General features: G+C 63.5%; 23 protein-coding genes and 1 pseudogene. 17 read left to right on the top strand and 7 right to left on the bottom strand.

Going from position 1 to position 18,935, the window contains the following annotated elements:
• Nucleotides 1-9 precede the first annotated feature (9 nt).
• Nucleotides 10-972: a transaldolase gene (gene tal / locus CRO48_RS06135; RefSeq protein ID WP_097137313.1), complete on the bottom strand. Its 963-nt coding sequence runs from the start codon at nucleotides 970-972 to the stop codon at nucleotides 10-12.
• 294 nt (nucleotides 973-1,266) lie between these two features.
• Between tal and CRO48_RS06140 the strand changes: the two genes are divergently transcribed.
• Entirely contained in the window at nucleotides 1,267-2,250 is a 984-nt protein-coding gene (locus tag CRO48_RS06140; RefSeq protein ID WP_097137315.1) for a sugar-binding transcriptional regulator, read from the top strand.
• Nucleotides 2,251-2,263: 13 nt separating this feature from the next.
• Here the strand turns inward: CRO48_RS06140 and CRO48_RS06145 are convergent, their stop codons facing one another.
• Nucleotides 2,264-2,503, bottom strand: a complete 240-nt coding sequence (locus tag CRO48_RS06145; RefSeq protein WP_097137317.1) for a helix-turn-helix domain-containing protein — start codon at nucleotides 2,501-2,503, stop codon at nucleotides 2,264-2,266.
• A gap of 303 nt (nucleotides 2,504-2,806) precedes the next feature.
• Here CRO48_RS06145 and CRO48_RS06155 point away from each other — a divergent pair, with 303 nt between their 5' ends.
• Together CRO48_RS06155 and CRO48_RS06160 are read left to right on the top strand one after the other, a co-directional pair.
• A complete protein-coding gene (locus CRO48_RS06155; protein WP_097137519.1) occupies nucleotides 2,807-3,400 on the top strand; it encodes a 5-formyltetrahydrofolate cyclo-ligase in 594 nt (197 codons plus the stop codon).
• Entirely contained in the window at nucleotides 3,400-4,224 is an 825-nt protein-coding gene (locus CRO48_RS06160; RefSeq protein ID WP_097137321.1) for a TIGR00282 family metallophosphoesterase, read from the top strand. The genes CRO48_RS06155 and CRO48_RS06160 overlap by 1 nt, the downstream gene beginning before the upstream one ends.
• Before the next feature lie 48 nt (nucleotides 4,225-4,272).
• On the opposite strand, the gene CRO48_RS06165 is transcribed toward CRO48_RS06160, so the two are convergent.
• Entirely contained in the window at nucleotides 4,273-4,812 is a 540-nt protein-coding gene (locus tag CRO48_RS06165; RefSeq protein ID WP_097137323.1) for a pyridoxamine 5'-phosphate oxidase family protein, read from the bottom strand.
• A 191-nt stretch (nucleotides 4,813-5,003) separates the two neighbouring features.
• On the opposite strand from CRO48_RS06165, the gene CRO48_RS06170 reads away from it, so the two are divergent.
• From CRO48_RS06170 to CRO48_RS06180, 3 genes are all read left to right on the top strand, one after another.
• Nucleotides 5,004-5,843: an MBL fold metallo-hydrolase gene (locus CRO48_RS06170; protein WP_097137325.1), complete on the top strand. Its 840-nt coding sequence runs from the start codon at nucleotides 5,004-5,006 to the stop codon at nucleotides 5,841-5,843.
• 189 nt (nucleotides 5,844-6,032) lie between these two features.
• Nucleotides 6,033-6,779: a YebC/PmpR family DNA-binding transcriptional regulator gene (locus CRO48_RS06175; RefSeq protein WP_097137327.1), complete on the top strand. Its 747-nt coding sequence runs from the start codon at nucleotides 6,033-6,035 to the stop codon at nucleotides 6,777-6,779.
• A 163-nt stretch (nucleotides 6,780-6,942) separates the two neighbouring features.
• Entirely contained in the window at nucleotides 6,943-7,611 is a 669-nt protein-coding gene (locus tag CRO48_RS06180) for a hypothetical protein (RefSeq protein WP_176526666.1), read from the top strand.
• Here CRO48_RS06180 and CRO48_RS06185 read toward each other — a convergent pair.
• Nucleotides 7,596-8,634 (bottom strand): annotated as a pseudogene (locus tag CRO48_RS06185) (LLM class flavin-dependent oxidoreductase). The gene CRO48_RS06180 and the pseudogene CRO48_RS06185 sit on opposite strands and share 16 nt — an antisense overlap.
• 158 nt (nucleotides 8,635-8,792) lie before the next feature.
• Between CRO48_RS06185 and ruvC the strand changes: the two are divergent.
• The 7 genes from ruvC (at nucleotide 8,793) to ruvB (ending at nucleotide 12,450) form a co-directional block, all read left to right on the top strand.
• Entirely contained in the window at nucleotides 8,793-9,305 is a 513-nt protein-coding gene (gene ruvC, locus CRO48_RS06190) for a crossover junction endodeoxyribonuclease RuvC (protein WP_097137331.1), read from the top strand.
• A gap of 72 nt (nucleotides 9,306-9,377) precedes the next feature.
• Nucleotides 9,378-9,632, top strand: coding sequence for an AbrB/MazE/SpoVT family DNA-binding domain-containing protein (locus CRO48_RS06195; RefSeq protein WP_097137333.1), 255 nt, complete (start codon nucleotides 9,378-9,380; stop codon nucleotides 9,630-9,632).
• Nucleotides 9,632-10,045, top strand: a complete 414-nt coding sequence (locus CRO48_RS06200; RefSeq protein WP_097137335.1) for a type II toxin-antitoxin system VapC family toxin — start codon at nucleotides 9,632-9,634, stop codon at nucleotides 10,043-10,045. Before CRO48_RS06195 ends, CRO48_RS06200 begins: the two co-directional genes overlap by 1 nt.
• Before the next feature lie 13 nt (nucleotides 10,046-10,058).
• Nucleotides 10,059-10,676 carry a Holliday junction branch migration protein RuvA gene (ruvA, locus tag CRO48_RS06205; protein WP_097137337.1) on the top strand — a complete coding sequence of 206 codons (618 nt, stop codon included), beginning with the start codon at nucleotides 10,059-10,061 and terminating at the stop codon, nucleotides 10,674-10,676.
• A gap of 54 nt (nucleotides 10,677-10,730) precedes the next feature.
• Nucleotides 10,731-11,018, top strand: a complete 288-nt coding sequence (locus tag CRO48_RS06210; RefSeq protein ID WP_097137339.1) for an AbrB/MazE/SpoVT family DNA-binding domain-containing protein — start codon at nucleotides 10,731-10,733, stop codon at nucleotides 11,016-11,018.
• Entirely contained in the window at nucleotides 11,015-11,413 is a 399-nt protein-coding gene (locus CRO48_RS06215) for a PIN domain-containing protein (RefSeq protein WP_176526667.1), read from the top strand. The genes CRO48_RS06210 and CRO48_RS06215 overlap by 4 nt, the downstream gene beginning before the upstream one ends.
• Nucleotides 11,410-12,450, top strand: a complete 1,041-nt coding sequence (gene ruvB / locus CRO48_RS06220; RefSeq protein ID WP_097137343.1) for a Holliday junction branch migration DNA helicase RuvB — start codon at nucleotides 11,410-11,412, stop codon at nucleotides 12,448-12,450. The genes CRO48_RS06215 and ruvB overlap by 4 nt, the downstream gene beginning before the upstream one ends.
• 158 nt (nucleotides 12,451-12,608) lie before the next feature.
• Here the strand turns inward: ruvB and CRO48_RS06225 are convergent, their stop codons facing one another.
• From CRO48_RS06225 to CRO48_RS06235, 3 genes are read right to left on the bottom strand one after another with little or no spacing between them, the layout of a single operon-like run.
• On the bottom strand, nucleotides 12,609-13,505 hold the full coding sequence (locus CRO48_RS06225; RefSeq protein ID WP_097137345.1) for an NAD-dependent epimerase/dehydratase family protein: 897 nt from the start codon (nucleotides 13,503-13,505) through the stop codon (nucleotides 12,609-12,611).
• On the bottom strand, nucleotides 13,502-14,401 hold the full coding sequence (locus CRO48_RS06230; protein WP_097137347.1) for a glycosyltransferase: 900 nt from the start codon (nucleotides 14,399-14,401) through the stop codon (nucleotides 13,502-13,504). The genes CRO48_RS06225 and CRO48_RS06230 overlap by 4 nt, the downstream gene beginning before the upstream one ends.
• Nucleotides 14,398-15,618, bottom strand: a complete 1,221-nt coding sequence (locus CRO48_RS06235; protein ID WP_097137521.1) for an NAD-dependent epimerase/dehydratase family protein — start codon at nucleotides 15,616-15,618, stop codon at nucleotides 14,398-14,400. Before CRO48_RS06235 ends, CRO48_RS06230 begins: the two co-directional genes overlap by 4 nt.
• 151 nt (nucleotides 15,619-15,769) lie before the next feature.
• Between CRO48_RS06235 and ybgC the strand changes: the two genes are divergently transcribed.
• The 4 genes from ybgC (at nucleotide 15,770) to CRO48_RS06255 (ending at nucleotide 18,904) form a co-directional block, all read left to right on the top strand.
• Entirely contained in the window at nucleotides 15,770-16,234 is a 465-nt protein-coding gene (ybgC, locus tag CRO48_RS06240) for a tol-pal system-associated acyl-CoA thioesterase (RefSeq protein ID WP_097137349.1), read from the top strand.
• Nucleotides 16,235-16,634: 400 nt separating this feature from the next.
• Nucleotides 16,635-17,354: a protein TolQ gene (tolQ, locus tag CRO48_RS06245; RefSeq protein ID WP_097137351.1), complete on the top strand. Its 720-nt coding sequence runs from the start codon at nucleotides 16,635-16,637 to the stop codon at nucleotides 17,352-17,354.
• A gap of 24 nt (nucleotides 17,355-17,378) precedes the next feature.
• On the top strand, nucleotides 17,379-17,828 hold the full coding sequence (tolR, locus tag CRO48_RS06250; protein WP_097137353.1) for a protein TolR: 450 nt from the start codon (nucleotides 17,379-17,381) through the stop codon (nucleotides 17,826-17,828).
• A gap of 8 nt (nucleotides 17,829-17,836) precedes the next feature.
• Nucleotides 17,837-18,904, top strand: a complete 1,068-nt coding sequence (locus CRO48_RS06255) for a hypothetical protein (protein ID WP_097137355.1) — start codon at nucleotides 17,837-17,839, stop codon at nucleotides 18,902-18,904.
• Nucleotides 18,905-18,935: the final 31 nt, after the last annotated feature.

Genomic DNA, 18,935 nt, shown 5'->3' on the forward strand with positions numbered 1-18,935 from the left:
CATGGAAGATCAGGCGGCGGCCTTCAGTTCCTTGTCGATCATGGCGCGCAACGCGCCGAGGTCCTTGGCGAAGGCGCGGATGCCTTCGGAGAGCTTCTCGGTCGCCATCGCGTCCTCGTTCAGCATCCAGCGGAAGGTCTTTTCGTCGACCTTGATCGGCGCGACATGGCCGGCCGTTTCCGGCGACAGCTTGCGCTCCAGCTTGCCTTCGGCCGCGTCGAGTTCTTCCAGGAGCTGCGGGCTGATGGTCAGGCGATCGCAACCGGCCAGGGCCTCGATCTCGCCGGTGTTGCGGAAGGAGGCGCCCATGACGATCGTGTTGATGCCGTTCGACTTGTAGTAGTCGTAGATGGCGCGGACCGAAAGCACGCCCGGATCTTCTTCCGCCGTGAAGGTCTTGCCGCTGGCCTTGACGTGCCAGTCGAGGATGCGGCCGACGAAGGGCGAGATCAGGAAGGCGCCGGCATCAGCGCAGGCGATCGCCTGGGCCTTGTTGAAGAGCAGCGTCAGGTTGCAGTCGATACCTTCCTTCTGCAGCACTTCGGCGGCGCGGATGCCTTCCCAGGTGGAGGCGAGCTTGATGAGGATGCGCTCGCGGCCGATGCCGCGCGCCTCATAGGCCTTGATAATGCCATGGGCCTTTTCGATGGAAGCTGCGGTGTCGAAGGACAGATCCGCATCGACTTCCGTGGAGACGCGGCCGGGAACGAGTTCGGAAAGGGCTGCGCCGACGGAGATCGCCAGGCGATCGGCAACGGCTGCGATCACCGCGTCGCGGTTTCCGCCCTGCGACTGGCCCCAGCGCACGGCCTCGGCGACGGTGTCGGCGAACATCGGCGTGCCGAGCGCCTTCAGCACGATCGTCGGGTTCGTCGTGCAGTCGACGGGCTTCAGGCGGCGCACGGCCTCGATGTCGCCCGTGTCGGCCACGACGGTCGTCATCGCACGCAATTGTTCAAGCTTTGAAGTCATGTTCGATATCCCGTTCCGTGGCGTTCAGTTTCGCGCCGCGCGTCTTAGAGGCTGTTGTCGGATTGCATGCCGGCACGGCGTCGCGGGCTTCCTTTACCGTTTCGCCGTGTCCGTGCATGCAACAGCCGCCGGAGCGTCGCCGCTCCGTGGATGCTGCGCGACTATCATCGTGCGACGGCGCCGCTGTCAAGCACTTTTGCTTAATCCGATAAACATATGTCGCATCACTTTGGTTCCATGCTAAGAGAGACGGGCGGCCGCTGAATCGCTGCAGCAGAACAAGGGGCAGGGCACTTGGTGAAATTGAGGCGCGATACGCACAAGGCCTATTCCGAGAGCGCGTCGATGCGCCTTCGTGCGGCCTGGCTCTACTACAACCAGCGCATGACCCAGAAGGATGTCGCCGAGAAGCTGGGCGTCAGCCGCACCACTGTCATCCGCATGCTGGACGAAGCCCTCAAGCGCGGCGAGGTGCAGATCTGGATCGACGAGAGCGTCGGCGATTGCGTCGAACTGGCGACGCGGCTCGAGAAGGCATACGGGCTCGACGAGGCGATCGTGGTTCCGTCGGCCGAAACGGCGGAGGGGACGGCGAAGGGCGTGGGGCTGGCGCTCGGCCAGTTCCTGACGGAAGCGATCCCCGACGACTGCACGATCGGCGTCGGCTGGGGACGCACGCTGACGGCCTCCCTTGCAAGCTTTCGCCCGGCCCGGCGCGAACGGGTCAAGGTCGTATCGCTCTTGGGTGGTATCGTCCAGGCGCACCATATCAACCCGATCGAATACAGCTGGCGCATTGCAAGCCAGCTCGGCGCGGAATGTTATCTCTTCCTGGCGCCCCTGATCGTCGACAGCTACGAGACAAAGCGCAACCTGATCGACAAATGCGGACTGAAGCCGCTCTACGACCTGGCCGAGAACATGGACATCGCCGTCGTCAGCTGCGGCGATATCGGGCCTCAATCGACCTCTCTGTCGCGCGGATTCCTGTCGCCGACAGTGCTGAAAGAACTGGTGGCCGCCGGCTGCGTCTGCGACACGATGTGCAATTTCCTCGATGCCGAAGGGCGCACGATCGATCATCCCATTCGCGACCAGGTGATGTCGATCGACCTCGACACGGTGAAGAAAGCCAACCACATCGTGCTCGTCTCGGGCGGTGCGCACCGGGCGCCGGCGATCCGTGCCACCATCCGCCGGGTCGGCTGCAACACGCTGATTACCGACGAGGGCGCCGCGGCGGCGATGCTGCAGCTTGTGGAGGCGCAGGCGGCCTGAGACATGCGCGTCCCTAGATGAGCCTCAAAAGGGCCGCGCGTGAAATGGCGGCGGTGATGTTGCGGGTACCGAGTTTCTCGATCGCCTGCCTCAGCGCACAGCTCACGCGCACGAGCGGCAGGTCGGTCTCGATCACGATCTGGTCTGCCGTCTTTCCTTCAGCGGCAAGCGAAAGGCAGCGTAGCTGGATGGGCGAAAGGTCGGGCGGCGCCAGCGTGCGATGGCGTGCGAATCGGGGATCGGCGATGGACATGGGCGGCGGTGATAACGTGGTAGCGCGTTTTGGACCACCAGAACGTGCGGAAATACTTTATTAAATCTTAGTGAAATGGCCGGTGGCCGAAGCCTGTCGCCGCCCGATGCGGCTGGATTTCCGGCGCCTCCGGCGTTTCCTCATCGCTTGCGCGAAGAGTGTTCCAAATTGGGGCGCCGCCCGTTTCGCCGGTATCGACGGCTGCTGTATGCGACGCCTGTACTTTTCAGGCATGGTTGCGGCCGGCACGTTCTTGGCGCTATGGGAGGGGAAACAGGCACGGAGAACCGCGTGACGCTCAACGTGACGCCCAAGGAGAAGAAGGCGCAGCTGCGCAACGAGAAGCTTGCGCTGCGCGACGCCATGACGACACAGGCCCGTATCGAAGGAAGCCTCGCCATGGCGGATCATGCCGCCGAGGTGATCGCCTTCGAGCCCGGCGCCGTCATTTCCGGCTTCTGGCCGATCCGCTCGGAGGCCGATATCCGTCCGCTGATGGCGCGGCTTGCCGAGCGCGGCGCCCGCCTCAGCCTGCCGGTGGTGCTGGACCGGGAAACGATCGTCTTTCGCGAGCTCGTGCGCGGGGCGCCGATGGTGAAGACGGGATTCGGCACGACCGGGCCGGGTCCGGAAGCCGAATTGCTCGATCCCGATATCCTGCTCGTTCCGCTTTCGGCCTTCGACGGCACCGGCCATCGGATCGGCTATGGCGCCGGACACTACGACCGTGCCATCGACCGGTTGCGCGCAAAGGGTTTGTCGCCGCGGCTGATCGGTGTGGCCTTTGCCTGCCAGGAGGTGGCGGAGGTGCCCTTCGAGCCGCATGACGTGGCGCTCGACGCGGTTCTGACAGAAGACGGCTTTCGCATATTCAACGAACAAGGTGGACAGGGCTGATGCGGCTTCTCTTTCTGGGCGACATGGTGGGCAAGAGCGGACGGACCGCCGTCTGGGAACGGCTGCCGGGCCTGATCTCGGACCTGAAGCTCGACTTCGTGATCGTCAACGGGGAGAATGCGGCCGGCGGCTTCGGCATTACCGAGGAGATCTTTCAGGAAACGATCAATGCCGGTGCCGATGTGGTCACCACCGGAAACCACGTATGGGACCAGAAGGAGGCCGTGACGTTTGCCGGCCGCCACGACCAGTTCCTGCGGCCGGCCAACTATCCGGCGGGGACACCCGGCAAGGGGGCGAACCTGTTCTTCGCCCGCAACGGCGCGCGCGTCCTTGTGGCCAACATCATGGGGCGGGTGTTCATGCACCCCGAACTGGACGACCCCTTCAAGGCCGGCGAGGCGATCCTTGCGTCTTGCCCGCTCGGCGAGCAGGCCGATGCCATCGTCTTCGATTTTCATGCCGAAGCGACGAGCGAGAAGCAGTGCTTCGGCCATTTCGTCGATGGCCGCGCCAGCCTCGTCGTCGGCACGCACACCCATGTACCGACTGCCGACTGCCAGATCCTCAACAGCGGCACCGCCTACATGTCGGATGCGGGGATGTGCGGCGACTATGACAGTTCGCTCGGCATGGACAAGGAAGAACCGCTGAACCGCTTCATCTCGAAGATGCCGAAGGGTCGGTTCGAAGCGGCAAACGGCCCGGCCACCATCTGCGGCGTCGGGGTGGAAATTTCCGACCGCACCGGCCTTGCCGAAAATGTCGCCCCGCTCCGTCTCGGTCCGCGGCTCGCGGAGACGATCCCGTCCTTCTGGAGCTGAACAAGCATGAGGGTGGCGGGATCGGTCCCGCCACCCTCTTTCATTTCGTCAGCTCAGCCACTGGCGGCGGATCTCTCCGGGCGTGTCGCCGAAGACCACGTGGGCGCGTACGCCCACCTCCGGCTCCTCGTCCGGATTGAAGTTGGCCTTGGCGATCTCCCAGCCGAACTTGAGCGTGCTTCCGGTGGAGGCCCAGATGGCGGCATCATCCAGGCGGAGCGCCAGCATGGTCAGCATCGGGTCCTGCTTGCCGTGGTCGAACCATGCTTCGACGACTGAGTTCCAGTATTCGTCGATCTTGACAGGGTTCTTCTCCACCGTCACCCGGCCGACGAGGCAGGCGTGGTAGTCGTGGTCCTTGCCGACGACGCAGAAATGCGCCCTGGCGCCCACGCCGATCGCTTCCACCAGATCGGTGTCGGTCTTGGTGTAGAACCAGATCGTCGCCGCCTCCCGGTCCAGGTGAGGGGCCATGGGCTGAATGTGCATGCGGTCGTTCTCCAGGCCCAGCATGCCGGCATGAATGCGGTCGATCTCGTCGAACAGCTGCTTTTTCGGATTGTCACGCGCTTCTGCAAGGCTTGCCATCGCATTGCTCTCCTTTCTCGCATCGGTTGATGCAAAGACAACGTGCCCCCTGTCGCATTGTTCCGGTGTCCCGTCGTTGCGGCCGCCAGCATCCGGGTGCTGACGCTATTGTGAACGGCGCGTGCGTGGCGAGGCTCGACCGGAGGGAAAACGACGGGCATAGTTCGCCCGGTCGATGGTCGGAGCCGCAAATGATGCATGCCCGGATCGTTCTTTCTGTCCTTCTGCTTTGTGGTTCTGCCGTGCTGGCGCCGCGCATCTCCGCTGCGCAGGAGGCGGCGCGGCCCGTCAGCCAGTGCCAGATGATCGCGCAGGCCCTGCCGCAGGTGACGTTCGCGAGCTTCTCCGGGCCAGACGTCACGATGGCCGAGGAGCCGGGCGAGGGAGTGGTCAGGATCACCTATCTCGGCCATTCGACCTTCTTCCTCGAGACGCCGGGCGGCATCAGCATCGCGACCGATTACAATGGCTGGTACGAGCCGCCTTCGCTTCCCACCGTCGTGACGATGAACAAGGCGCATTCCAGCCACTACACGCTGACGCCCGATCCCGATATCGCGCACGTGCTGCACGGATGGCGGGACGACGGCGGGCCGGCCGACCATGATGTCGTGGCGGGCGATGCCTATATCCGCAACGTGCCGACCGACATTCGCAGTTTTGCAGGTGCTATGGAGGCGAACGGCAATTCGATCTTCATTTTCGAAGTGGCAGGCCTGTGCATCGGCCATCTCGGCCACCTGCACCACGAGCTGACGGAAAAGCAGTATGCGGAGATCGGCCGTCTCGACGTCTTGATGGTGCCGGTGGACGGCGGGCTTACGATGGGCGCGGAAAGCATGAGCGTTGTGGTGGAGCGCCTGCGGTCGGCCCTGATCCTGCCGATGCATAGGCGCGGCCCGCCGATCGATCGTTTCCTGTCGATGTTCGACAAGGGGTTCGACGTTTCCTTTGCCGACGATGCCAGCATCGACGTCTCGATCCGTACGCTGCCGAAACGGCCGACGATCGTCGTCCTGCGCGGCGTGTGAGGCCCATCGTCAGAGGATTTCGTCGTCCCTGCTGGACGGCGCGCTTCATAAAAACTATAAGGCGGCCATTTCCTACATCGGAGCTACCTGCCGGACTGGACGCGGATAGGTTCGCTCCCGAACAGAAAACTGCGCGCGGCCTTGCTCAAGGATGCAGTCGCTGGCGCATCAAACAAGTGCAGGGGTGCCATGGCAGGCCATTCACAGTTCAAGAACATCATGCATCGCAAGGGGCGCCAGGATGCAGTGCGCTCTAAAATGTTCTCCAAGCTCGCACGCGAAATCACCGTGGCGGCGAAGGCCGGCATGCCGGATCCCGCGATGAACCCGCGCCTGCGTCTGGCGATCCAGAACGCCAAGGCGCAGTCGATGCCGAAGGACAACATCGAGCGCGCGATCAAGAAGGCATCCGGCGGCGACGCGGAGAACTACGAGGAAGTCCGCTACGAGGGCTACGGCCCGGCGGGCGTGGCCGTCATCGTCGAGGCGCTGACCGACAACCGCAACCGCACGGCATCATCCGTCCGCTCGACCTTCACCAAGGCGGGCGGCGCGCTCGGCGAAACCGGCTCGGTTTCCTTCTCGTTCGACCGGGTCGGCGAAATCACCTACAAGCTTTCCGTCGGCGATGCCGACAAGGTGATGGAAGCGGCCATCGAGGCCGGTGCCGACGACGTCGAGACGGACGACGAGGTTCACACCATCTATTGCGCCTTCGAAGCCATCGGTGAAGTCTCCAAGGCTCTGGAGGGCGCGCTCGGTGAAGCCGAAACCGTCAAGGCCATCTGGAAGGCGCAGAACACGGTTCCGGTCGACGAGGAGAAGGCGCAGTCGCTGATGAAACTCATCGACACGCTGGAAGACGACGACGACGTGCAGAACGTCTATTCGAACTTCGAAGTCTCCGACGAGGTGATGGCGAAGCTTTCGGCCTGATGAACGGCCTCTTTCGGCGGGCCTCGATTGCCCGACGACTGAGATGAACTGTTGACGGGGCTGCCTGACGGTGGCCCCTTCTTTATGTGCCGGATCGGCGGCTTGTCGCTGCTTTGAATGCGAAATATGGTCGTTGTTCGGTGATCGCGCGCGGGGGTTCTGCGTGGACCTTATGAAGTTTCTGAAATCGCTGGACGAATTGCTCTACGAGATTGTCTCGTGGCTGGTGTTCTATCCGCTGACGATGTGGCGATCGATCCGCCATCCCAAGGCGATGATGCGTTATGCGGACACCGAACTCGTCGATGACCCGCCGGAGCAATACACCGAGACCCTGAGCCCGCCGCTCTTCCTGCTGCTAAGCCTCTTTTTGGCCCATGGCAGTGAGATGATGCTCGCAAGATGGGAGGGGACATGGGTCAGGCCAACGTTGTTGGCAAGTGATTCCAACCTGCTCATCTTCCGGGCAATTCTGTTCAGCATCTTTCCGCTCCTGATGTCGGTCCGGCTGCTGCGCCGCCGCAAGATCGCCATTGACCGCGAGACGTTGCGAGCACCGTTCTACAGCCAGTGCTACGTCGCCGCGCCCTTCGCGCTTGGCGTCAGCCTCGCAGGGCAGATCGCAAGGATCGAGACGGCTGCGGCTGCGATGGCGGGACTCGCGCTCTTCGCGGCATCCGTCAGCTGGTATCTCGCGGTCGAGACCCGCTGGTTCAAGGCGGATCTCGGGATGCCGACCGGGCGGGCCTTCGTCACCGTACTCGTGACGTTTCTGGAAGGCCTCGCCCTGATGCTGCTTGCCATCGTCGGTATTGTCTACGGAACGGCATGAGCGGAGACGCCGCTTCCGGCTGATGCCGCCCCGGCAAGTGACCGCTGGGCTTCGGCAAATAGCCGGACTGACTTCAGCCGCGCCTCCATGTGGTAGACGGGCATGGAGATGATGAGTTCGTCGGCACCGGTGGATTCCAGGAAGCCGGCGATCTTGTCGCGGATGGTGTCCGCCCCCCCCGACCACGGCGTATTGCAGCGTGTGCTCGACCATGATCTTCTCCGTCTCGCTCCAGAGGCCGTCCATGCTTTCGACGGGCGGCGGGAACACCGTCGGTGCGCCGCGCCGCAGGGCCACGAAGGACTGCTGCATCGAGGTGAAGAGATGCTGCGCCTCGGCATCCGTATCGGCTGCGACACCCATCACGCCAACCATGACATGCGGCTTGTCCAGATGCTGCGACGGGGTGAAGCGCTCGCGGTAGATCTCCAGTGCCGACAGCAGCATGTCGGGCGCGAAATGGGAGGCGAAGGCAAAGGGCAGGCCGAGCATGCCGGCGAGATGGGCGGAATAATGGCTGGAACCGAGCAGCCAGAGGGGAACATTGCTGTCGGCGCCCGGTACGGCGACGATCTGCTGGCCGGGCTGGACCGGACCCAGCAATGCCATCAGATCGACCACGTCCTGGGGAAAGTTGTTGGCCGAGGTCTCGAGATTGCGGCGCAGGGCGCGCGCGGTGTTCATGTCGGTGCCCGGCGCGCGGCCGAGCCCGAGGTCGATGCGCCCGGGGAAGAGCGCCTCGAGGGTGCCGAACTGTTCGGCGATGACCAGAGGCGAGTGGTTGGGCAGCATGATGCCGCCGGAGCCGACGCGGATCGTCTCCGTGCCCGCAGCAACATGCTGGATCACCAGAGCGGTGGCCGCGCTTGCGATGCCGCGCATGCCGTGGTGCTCGGCGAGCCAGAAGCGCTGGTAGCCTTCCTTTTCCGCTTCCTGCGCCAGCTGCCGGGAATTGGCCAGCGACTGGGCGACGGTGCCGCCTTCGATGACGGGAGAAAGATCGAGGATCGAGAAGCGCGCCATGACGGACCCCAGTGTGAGCGAATCTGAATGTCGTACCATGTAGGTTCAATTTCTTGAAATCCAAGAACACTTCGATCCGGAGCCCGGACGTTTTTGGATGTTTTGCTTTTGTTCACATTTCGCTGGCAGGTTCGCGTCGTCGGCAATAGGATTACGCAATGCAAGGCACGATTCGCATCATCGGCATCGATCCGGGACTTCGCCGCACGGGCTGGGGCATCATCGAGACGCTCGGAAACTCGCTGCGCTTCGTGGCATCGGGCACGGTTACGTCGGACGGCGACATGGACCTTGCTTCCAGGCTCTGCCAGCTGCACGACGGGCTTGCCGACGTGGTCCACGCCTATCAGCCCGACGAGGCGGCGGTGGAGCAGACATTCGTCAACAAGGATGCGACGGCGACGCTGAAGCTCGGTCAGGCGCGCGGCATCGCCATGCTGGTTCCCGCGCGCGCCGGCCTGCGCGTTGCCGAATATGCGCCGAACGCGGTGAAGAAGGCCGTGATCGGCGTCGGCCACGGCGAGAAGCAGCAGATCCACATGATGCTGAAGGTCCTGATGCCGAAGGCGGAATTCAAGGGCAACGACGCCGCCGATGCGCTGGCGATCGCCATCTGCCACGCGCACAATCGCCAGAGCCTGAAAGGCCGGATCGCAGCACTCGCCGGATAACGTGGCGACTGTTTTGTTCTTGACATGTTCTCATGTGTTGGAATATTCCTTACTTAGTAAGGAGATAGATCCATGCGCGTGACTTCGAAGGGGCAGGTGACGATACCGCGCGACATGCGCGAACTGGTCGGGATCGAGCCGAACAGCGAGGTCGTCTTTTCGATCGAAGGAGGCAAGCTGACGATCGCTCCGAAGGATGGGGAGCGAGAAGCGGAAGAGCGCGCGCGCCTCGATCGGTTTTTGGCCGCACTTCGGCGGCTTGAGGGGACTGGCGACCAGGCGATGGATGCCGAGGCGCTCGCGCGGGTTACGCGGGATCGCGACTGATGGCGACGCTCGTCGATACCAACGTTCTGGTCGATCTGGCGGTGCGCGATCCGCTCTGGCATGACTGGTCGCTGGGGCATTTGCTTGCCGCCGGCCGGCGCGGCAGCGTCGTCATCAACCAGATCATCTATTCGGAGTTCTCCTTTCGCTACGAAAAACCTGAAGAGGTGGAGGCGCTCTTGCCTGAGCCGGAATTCATGCGCGAAGGGCTCCCCTGGCCGGCTGCCTTTGCTGCAGCGCAGGCGTTTCGCGTCTATCGCGCCAACGGCGGCCGAAGGGACAAGGTGCTGCCGGATTTCTTGATCGGCGCACACGCGGTGGTGCGCGGACACACGATCCTGACGCGCGATCCCTCCGGCTACCGCAACTATTTCCCGACCGTCGAACTGATTTGCCCGGAGACCCATCCATGACGAGGAAGAGCCTATGATCGGCAAGCTGAAGGGCACCATCGACGAGATCGGCGAGGATCACGTGGTCCTCGACGTGCACGGGGTCGGCTATGTCGCCTTCTGCTCGGCGCGGACGCTGTCGAAGCTCGGTTCGGTGGGCGAGGCGGCCGTGCTCTTCATCGAAACCTACGTGCGCGAAGACCAGCTGAAGCTGTTCGGCTTCCTGACGGCACTGGAGCGAGAGTGGTTCCGCCTGCTGCAAAGCGTGCAAGGGGTGGGATCCAAGGTGGCGCTGGCGGTGCTGTCGACGCTGACGCCGGGAGAACTCGCCAATGCGATCGCGCTGCAGGACAAGACGTCCGTCTCGCGCGCCCCGGGTGTCGGCCCGAAGGTCGCGGTTCGGATCGTGACGGAACTGAAGAACAAGGCTCCGGCCTTTGCCGGCGAGGCTGCGGGCGCGATCGGGCTGAAACAGGAGATCGGCGAGGGCGTGGCCTCGGCTCCGGTGGCCGATGCCGTCTCTGCGCTCACCAATCTCGGCTATTCCCGCGACCAGGCGGCGAACGCCGTCGCCGCGGCGCTCAAGAACGGTGGGGAGGGCGCTGACAGCGCGAAGCTGATCAGGCTGGGCCTGAAGGAGCTGGCACGGTGATTCCTTGTTTCCTGCAGGGTTCCTTACTAAGATTGAGAAAGTAAGGAGAAGGCCATGGGCGTTTACGACAGTACCCTGACTTCGAAGGGCCAGACGACCATTCCGGCGGAGATCCGCGAGGCGCTGAACCTCAAGCCGGGCGACAAGATCCGCTACGTCATCAGCGGTGACCGGGTCTATCTGCGGGTGAAGAACGGGCGCCTGGCCGATCTCGCAGGTTTTCTTGGCCGCCCGCCAAACGATCAGAGCTTAGGCATCGAAGAAGTCGACGACGCGATCATGGACGCGGTGGCGGAAGACGATGCGCGGATCGTGCGCGAATGGCGCGACGGTTCCAAATGATTGGCGTCGACACGAATGTCCTGCTGCGTTTTCTTGTCGATGACGACGTGGAACAGAACAAGGTTGCGCGGCGGTTCCTGTCGGAGCGCACCGAGGAGGACCCGGTCTACCTGAGCGCGGTCGTTCTTGCCGAAACGGTGTGGGTCCTGCAGCGGAGGCTCGGTTATCCGCAGCCGCAGATAACGGAGATGCTGCGCCATCTTTTGGTGTCGGCCGAGGTGATCGTCGAGTACGCTGAAGAATTGGAGGCGACGCTACTGATGGCAGATGCGGCGATTTCCGATCTCGCTGATTACCTCGTCGCCTGGGCGGCCCTGAAGGCCGGTTGCCGCAAAGTTTTAACGTTTGATCGCAAGGCAGCGAAGGCGATCCCTGGAATGGAACTGCTCTCATGACCGATGCCGCAAGGCTCATTTCTTCCGAACGGCGCGGCGAGGACGTGGATGCGGCGTTGCGGCCGCAGACGCTGGACGACTTCACGGGCCAGGCTGAAGCGCGCGCCAACCTGAAGATCTTCATCGAGGCCGCCAAGAACCGGGGCGAGGCGCTGGACCATGTGCTGTTCGTCGGTCCGCCCGGCCTCGGCAAGACGACGCTGGCGCAGATCATGGCGAAGGAACTGGGCGTCAACTTCCGCTCGACCTCGGGCCCGGTCATCGCCAAGGCCGGCGATCTCGCCGCCCTTCTGACCAATCTGGAAGAGCGCGACGTGCTGTTCATCGACGAGATCCACCGGCTCAACCCGGCCGTCGAGGAAATTCTCTATCCTGCCATGGAGGATTTCCAGCTCGACCTGATCATCGGCGAGGGGCCGGCGGCGCGCTCGGTCAAGATCGACCTTTCGAAGTTCACGCTGGTTGCGGCAACGACCCGCCTCGGGCTTTTGACGACGCCGCTGCGCGACCGCTTCGGCATTCCGGTGCGGCTCAATTTCTATACCGTCGAGGAACTGGAATCGATCGTGCGCCGCGGCGCACGGCTGCTGGGATTGGGCATGACCGACGAGGGTGCCCGCGAGATCGCGCGCCGGGCACGCGGCACGCCGCGCATCGCCGGGCGGCTCCTGCGGCGCGTGCGTGACTTCGCCGAAGTCGCACGCGCCGAAGCTGTGACCAAGGAGATCGCCGACGAGGCTCTGACACGGCTTCTCGTCGACAAGATGGGCCTCGACCAACTCGACCGGCGCTATCTCTCGATGATCGCGCATAATTTCGGCGGCGGGCCGGTCGGCATCGAAACGATCGCAGCCGGGCTGTCTGAGCCACGCGACGCGATCGAGGACATCATCGAGCCCTACATGATCCAGCAGGGCTTCATCCAGCGCACGCCGCGCGGCCGAGTGCTCACTGCCAATGCGTGGAAACATCTGGGCCTGCAGCCGCCGAAGGATCTGGAAGCTTCGCAGTTCCGGCTGTTTTCCGAAGACGACTGATGTTTGCCGTTGGAAGGCGGCTTCCGGGTCCCGACACCTCCGGAAGTCGAATTGCCGTGTGGCGACAGGGGGATCGGCTCGGTGCGGATGCATATCGGCGACTGACTTTCCGAAGGCGGAATGCAGTCTGAAGCCGTTCGCCCCTTGCGGAATGCGCTCTAAGCTCCGTTCGTCGGGGTCTCAACCGTTGCCGCAAGCCTTTCCATTCCACCCGGCTGCCAGCCGAGCATCCGGGCTCTGTCTGTTGCCATGGAATTGAAGCCTGCACGTTCTGCGGGTGCGGGTAGCGGATGCAGACAGTTCTGTGCCGCCTTGACGAATGTCAGGATGTCGCGGGTGTCGACGAGGACATCCGAAACGTTGAAGACCTCGCCGTTGATGCGCATCGGGTCGGCCTCCAGCATCAGCCGGACGGCAGAGGCAACATCGTCGCCGTGAACTTCTGTGCCGACACGGACGGGAACGGGCCTCCCGGCCAGATAGTCCTCGAAAAGTGCCTGCCATTTGTGCGGACGACCCGGGCCTGCCGGCCCGTATACGCCGGTCACCCGCAGGCAGGCAGTGATGAAGTTGTGCGAACAGAGCGCCTGCAGGCTGCGTTCGCCGTCGAGCTTCACCCGGCCGTAAAGCGTATCCGGCCTTGCCTGCATGTCCTCGGAAAGCGGCACGCCCGGCGCCTGTGGACCATAGACGGCGCGGCTGGACAGGAACACACAGCGGCGGACGCCTGCGTCCTTTGCGGCTTCGAACAGACGCACCGAGCCGTCCAGGTTGGCCCGGCGAAAACCCTGCGGGTCGTCGCCTTCGCCGCCGCGATACTTGCCCGGGATGTGCGCGAAGGCGGCGTGGACGAAGTAGTAGATGTTCTCGAAAGCGTCGATCTGGTCGATATCGGGATCGAGATGGAGGGGGACGAAGGCAACGTCACGACTGAAGAACCCGGCTGGTGGCGGCGTGCGTCCGCCCACAGTGACCTTGTAGCCGCTGGCAAGCAGGTGCTCGACGATGAAGCGGCCGACATAGCCGGCACCGCCCGAGACGAGGACCCGCGTCATCCGCCGACCTGGCCGGCCGGTTGCTGCGGGTGCAAAGGGCTTGCAGGATCGGGCAGGCTGTCGATGTCGGGCAACGGGTCTCCCTCATGGAAGGCATGCCACAGCTCAATCAACGGCATCAGCGCCTCCGTCTTCGGATGATTCGCTTCCCAAGGCTTTTCATATTGGTAATGCAGGACATGAATGCTCTTCCAGTTCCAAAGTTCCGGCATGGTGAACCAGACGTACTGGAGCATGTTCATGAACACCGGCAGGCCGTGCCATTCCGGGAAGAAGGCCTGCAGGAACGTCTGGTCCGTGCGCGGCCAGAAGGCGTCGGGGCAGTCCAGGCGCTGCAGCATGGCTGCAAACGTCGCCGCAGACGGGCGGGCGACGAACACGCCGGAATTCAGGCGATGGAAGTCGCGCAGGCTCTCATAGACATTGGGTGCTGCGGAGAATTCGGGGTAGGCGAACAGCCGGCCGATGTTGCGCAGCACGACCGCATCGGCGTCGATGAAGATGCAGCTTTCGTATTCGATGAGCTGCCAGAGCCGAAGCTTGACGAAGTTGTCGAGCGGGGTGTGAAAGGCGGGCTTGCCACCCTTTGTGAACGGTGCCACCTCGTGCAGCGTGCGACGGGCGTGACGCGCGTTGAACGCGTCCGAAAGCGGCAGCAGGTCCGCCTCGATGAGGCGCGCTCCCAGCTTCGCAAGCGTCTCGCGGCTTGCTTCGCCCAGCGCCGGCGTATGCAGCACGACGATGTCCGCCGTCGTTTTGGTGATGCGCAGCGAGCGGATGAGGGCGACGGCGCCCTTGCCATAGTCGTCGTTGGTGACCAGCGTCACATAGGCGCGCTTTTCTCCCGCGGCGTCATGCCGTCGGATACCATGCTGCGCGCGCTCTTCTTCCGTCATGATACGGACTTTAGTCTCCGGCCTTCGGGGTCGTGGTTCACGGTGGCTGCGATGTCCCGCGTCCAGGCGGAAACGGCCGGCACCCGCGAACGATCGACACGGTAGGCGAATTTCTTCGCCACATCCACGATTTCTCCCAGCAGCCCGTCGGCGAGGCGGATCGGCTCGAGGCCGAGCTCGCGGAACTTCGCGTTCTCCACCACGAGGTCGTTCTCAGCCGCTTCCTTGCGCGGGTTCGGCAGCCAGGCGATGTCGCTGTCCGTCAGTCCGGCCACCATCTGGGCGAGGTCGCGCACGCGATGGGTCTCGGTCATCTGGTTGAAGATCTCGACGCGCGCGCCGCGGGCGGGCGGATTGTTGAGCGCGATCTCGATGCAGCGCACCGAATCCTGGATATGGATGAAGGCGCGGGTCTGGCCGCCGGTGCCGTGCACGGTCAGCGGATAGCCGATCGCCGCCTGTATGAGGAAGCGGTTCAGCACCGTGCCGTAGTCGCCGTCATAGTCGAACCGGTTGACGAGCTGCGGATGCAGCCGCGTCTCGCGCGTGTGCGTACCCCAGACGATGCCCTGGTGCAGGTCGGTGATCCGCATGCCGTCGTTCTTGGCGTAGAACTGAAACAGCAGCTGATCCAGGCACTTCGTCATGTGATAGACGGAGCCGGGATTGGCGGGATAGAGAATTTCCTGGTTGACCGTCTCGCCGCCCATCGTCTGGACGCCGACCGGCAGATAGCCTTCGGGGATGGCGGCGCCCACGGTGGAGTAGCCGTATACGCCCATCGTTCCGAGGTGGACCAGATGGGCGTCGATGCCCGTTTCCACGAGCGCGTTCAAAAGGTTGTGCGTCGCGTTGACGTTGTTGTTGACGGTGTAGTTCTTGTGGCGGTCGCTCTTCATTGAGTAGGGGGCCGCGCGCTGTTCGGCGAAGTGGATGACGGCATCGGGCCGTTCCTGGCGCAGCCAGTTCTTCAGAAGCTCGTAGTCTCGAGCCAGATCGATCAGGTGGAAGTGGATGCGGCGGCCGGTGACGGCGTGCCATACGCGGGTGCGTTCCTGGATCGAATCCATCGGCGTCAATGACTGGACGCCGAGTTCGGTATCGATCCAGCGGCGCGAGAGATTGTCGAGGATGTGGATCTCATGGCCGGCATTCGAAAGATGAAGCGCTGTCGGCCAGCCGACGAAACCATCCCCGCCCAGTACCGCAATCTTCATCGCCGACGCCATGGAATTTCCTCTCTGCGTTGAGACCGGTCCCCTCATAGTGACCGAATGTGACAGGAGTACAATTCTTGATTTTGTCTTCCGGTTCCTTCACAGAAGGCGAAATTTGGCCGGCATCGGCCGGCAGACATCGGATGGTTGAATGACGACCTTGGACCATGCGCTTTCGGGCGAACTGACCACGGACGGCCACAGGCTGGTGCAGCGGGTCTACTACGAGGACACCGATTTTTCCGGTTTCGTTTATCATGCCCGCTATCTCCATTTCATGGAGCGAGCCCGAACCGACTATCTGCGCTGCCTCGGCGTCGAGCAGGGATCGCTTGCAATAGAAGGCGATTCGGAAGGCCTGATGTTCGTCGTCCACCGGATGGAAATCGACTTCAAGGCGCCGGCGAAGATGGACGACATCGTTACCATCCTGACACGGACGGAAAAGGCGGGCGGAGCCAAGATGGTGCTGCAGCAGGAGGTGCGGCGCGGCGAGCAGATCCTCCTCGCCGCCAAGGTGGTGATTGCGGTCGTTAATGCCAAAGGGCGTCCGCGCCGGCTGCCGGACGGGCTGGCACAGCAGTTCCTGCAGCGGGCTTCGAAGCCGGAAAGCTGAACCGGGGGACGTCACCTTGCGGGCACAGGTTCCGCGACGGGCGACCAAAGAAGCGGCCGGGCCCCGAAGATTCGCCGCCGGTAATACTCCCTTAACCATAATGATGTCTTACTGAACGCACTGGATTTTGTGCGCTGCACGTCATCCTTTAACCAAAATTGACGGCAAGAAGGCAGTTGAAAGCGTTGGATCGGCGTGGCAGCCGGCAACATCAACCGGACATTCTTGAAGAGCTCGGGAAACCGCTGCGGACTAAGGCGGACGCAGGTACCCAGGCTTGGCGAAACGTCGGCCCCGGCAGACCCGAAAGTGGTTCTGATGCCGGTCCGGCAAAGGGATGAAGACCCGGTGCGATGGCCAGAAGCCCGTGCCGGGTGTTTGGATTCGGGGACGGAAGTCTATGGAACAGGTAGGTTTGGCAGCAGCATCGACGGACGTGAGCCTCTGGTCGCTGTTCATGCAGGCCGGCTTCGTCGTGAAGCTGGTCATGATCGGGTTGATCGCGGCATCGGTCTGGACCTGGGCGATCGTCGTCGACAAGACGCTCGCATTCGGCAAGGCTCGCCGGCAACTCGACAGCTTCGAGCAGGTGTTCTGGTCCGGGCAGTCGCTCGAGGAGCTTTACCGCACCCTGTCCGACCGGCAGACCTCCGGCATGAGCGCGATGTTCGTGGCGGCCATGCGGGAATGGAAGAAGAGCTTCGAGCGCGGTGCGCGTTCTCCGATCGGGCTGCAGATGCGTATCGACCGGGCCATGGACGTGACGCTGGCACGGGAATCCGAGGCACTCGAAGCCCGTCTGGGTTCGCTCGCGACGATCGGTTCGGCCGGTCCCTTCATCGGTCTTTTCGGCACCGTCGTCGGCATCATGACCTCGTTCCAGGCGATCGCCGGCTCGAAGTCGACGAACCTCGCCGTCGTGGCGCCCGGTATCGCCGAAGCGCTGCTGGCGACGGCCATCGGCCTCCTGGCCGCTATCCCCGCCGTTATCGCTTATAACAAGTTCACGGCCGACGCCGGCAAGCTGACCGCACGCATGGAAGGCTTTGCCGACGAATTCTCCGCCATCCTTTCGCGCCAGATCGACGAGAAGCTGCAGCCGCGTCAGGCGGCGCAGTAACCGGCCTCAGCAGGAGATCCATCCATGGGCATGTCAGTCGGTGGAGCTAAGGGCGGCGGCGGACGCCGCAGGCGCGGCGGTCGCAAGGCCGTGATGAGTGAAATCAACGTCACGCCGTTCGTCGACGTTATGCTTGTGCTCCTGATCATTTTCATGGTGGCCGCGCCGATGATGACTGTCGGTGTGCCGCTCGACCTGCCGAAGACCTCGGCCAAGGCGCTGAACTCCGAGACGCAGCCGATCACGATTTCGGTGAAGGCGGACGGTGCGGTGTTCCTGCAGGAAACCGCGATCCCGGTCGAGGAGATCGCTGCCAAACTCGAGGCGGTCGCCACGACGGGCTATACCGAGCGGATCTTCGTTCGCGGCGACGGCGCAGCGCCCTACGGCGTGATCGCCGACGTCATGTCGCGGATCCAGTCGGCTGGCTTCACCAATATCGGCCTCGTCACAGAGCAGAAACCGGATAACTGAAGACCGCGATGAAGGGCAGCCTCGCCACATCCGCCGCCTTGCACGTACTGGTGCTCACCTGGGCACTGGTATCGATCGGCAGCCCGGAAAGTTTCGACGTCGCCGACGTAGAGGCGATGCCGGTCGACATCGTGCCGATCGAGGAACTCACGCAGATCCAGCAGGGCGACAAGAAGGCCCCGATGGCCGAAAAGTCCGCGCCGGTTCCGACCAAGCGGCAGGACGTGGTCGAGAACGCTGAAAACGCGGGCGACAACGACATCGACCTGAAGACGCCGCCGACGCCGGACGAGAAGCCGCAAAGCACGGAGACGGCCGCCGCGCCGCCGAAGGCCGACAAGCCGGTGCCGACGCCCGAGCCGGCCGAGGAACCGGTGGAAGAGGTGCAGAAGACCGAACCGGCAACGACGCCGGCGACGGAGGTCGCCGCCGAGGCCGAGCCCAAGCAGGACGTGAAGCCGGACGCCACGCCAGAGGAAAAGCCGCCCGAAGAAGCCCCCGCCGAGGTAGCCGAGGCCGAAGCCCTGCCGGAGACGGGACCCGTTCCCGAGGCCAAGCCGAAGCCCGCCCAGGCGCAGACGGCCAAGACCGAGGACCGCAAGAACGAGGAAAAGAAGAAGGAGCAGAAGAAGTCGGCTTCCGCCAAGGAAAGTGACTTCAACGCCGACGAGGTGGCTGCCCTTCTGAACAAGACGGAAAGCAAGGGTGGCGGCGCCAAGCGCTCGACGGAGACGGCCTCGCTCGGCGGCAAGAAGACGACCGGCGGTTCCAAGCTCTCGATGAGCGAGATGGATGCGCTGCGCGGCCTGATCCAGAACAACTGGTCGATCATCCCCGGCATGGCGGATGCGACCGAGGTGCGGATCAAGGTGACCATGCAGCTCGATCAGGACGGCAATATCGTCGGTGAGCCGGACGTGGTCGCGACGGGCGGATCCGAGGCGGCGCGTCGCGCGCTTGCCGGCGGCGCGCGCCGGGCGATCCTGAAGTCCGCGCCGTTCGACAAGCTGCCCAAGGACAAATACGACGCCTGGAGCGAAGTCGTGGTGAACTTCGATCCAAGCGAGATGATGTGATGCCAGGTGGCATAAACTAGGAAGGCCTAGA

Source organism: Rhizobium subbaraonis, assembly GCF_900220975.1.
Lineage (GTDB): Bacteria > Pseudomonadota > Alphaproteobacteria > Rhizobiales > Rhizobiaceae > Mycoplana > Mycoplana subbaraonis.

Coding starts and splice junctions, on each gene's coding strand:
- ybgC (WP_097137349.1), top strand. CDS start 15,770: ATGACGACCTTGGACCATGCGCTTTCGGGCGAACTGACCACGGACGGC.
- tal (WP_097137313.1), bottom strand. CDS start 972: ATGACTTCAAAGCTTGAACAATTGCGTGCGATGACGACCGTCGTGGCC.
- CRO48_RS06215 (WP_176526667.1), top strand. CDS start 11,015: ATGATTGGCGTCGACACGAATGTCCTGCTGCGTTTTCTTGTCGATGAC.
- CRO48_RS06160 (WP_097137321.1), top strand. CDS start 3,400: ATGCGGCTTCTCTTTCTGGGCGACATGGTGGGCAAGAGCGGACGGACC.
- tolQ (WP_097137351.1), top strand. CDS start 16,635: ATGGAACAGGTAGGTTTGGCAGCAGCATCGACGGACGTGAGCCTCTGG.
- ruvB (WP_097137343.1), top strand. CDS start 11,410: ATGACCGATGCCGCAAGGCTCATTTCTTCCGAACGGCGCGGCGAGGAC.
- tolR (WP_097137353.1), top strand. CDS start 17,379: ATGGGCATGTCAGTCGGTGGAGCTAAGGGCGGCGGCGGACGCCGCAGG.
- CRO48_RS06170 (WP_097137325.1), top strand. CDS start 5,004: ATGATGCATGCCCGGATCGTTCTTTCTGTCCTTCTGCTTTGTGGTTCT.
- CRO48_RS06225 (WP_097137345.1), bottom strand. CDS start 13,505: ATGACGCGGGTCCTCGTCTCGGGCGGTGCCGGCTATGTCGGCCGCTTC.
- CRO48_RS06230 (WP_097137347.1), bottom strand. CDS start 14,401: ATGACGGAAGAAGAGCGCGCGCAGCATGGTATCCGACGGCATGACGCC.
- CRO48_RS06255 (WP_097137355.1), top strand. CDS start 17,837: ATGAAGGGCAGCCTCGCCACATCCGCCGCCTTGCACGTACTGGTGCTC.
- CRO48_RS06210 (WP_097137339.1), top strand. CDS start 10,731: ATGGGCGTTTACGACAGTACCCTGACTTCGAAGGGCCAGACGACCATT.
- CRO48_RS06175 (WP_097137327.1), top strand. CDS start 6,033: ATGGCAGGCCATTCACAGTTCAAGAACATCATGCATCGCAAGGGGCGC.
- CRO48_RS06195 (WP_097137333.1), top strand. CDS start 9,378: ATGCGCGTGACTTCGAAGGGGCAGGTGACGATACCGCGCGACATGCGC.
- CRO48_RS06235 (WP_097137521.1), bottom strand. CDS start 15,618: ATGAAGATTGCGGTACTGGGCGGGGATGGTTTCGTCGGCTGGCCGACA.
- ruvC (WP_097137331.1), top strand. CDS start 8,793: ATGCAAGGCACGATTCGCATCATCGGCATCGATCCGGGACTTCGCCGC.
- CRO48_RS06165 (WP_097137323.1), bottom strand. CDS start 4,812: ATGGCAAGCCTTGCAGAAGCGCGTGACAATCCGAAAAAGCAGCTGTTC.
- CRO48_RS06200 (WP_097137335.1), top strand. CDS start 9,632: ATGGCGACGCTCGTCGATACCAACGTTCTGGTCGATCTGGCGGTGCGC.
- CRO48_RS06145 (WP_097137317.1), bottom strand. CDS start 2,503: ATGTCCATCGCCGATCCCCGATTCGCACGCCATCGCACGCTGGCGCCG.
- ruvA (WP_097137337.1), top strand. CDS start 10,059: ATGATCGGCAAGCTGAAGGGCACCATCGACGAGATCGGCGAGGATCAC.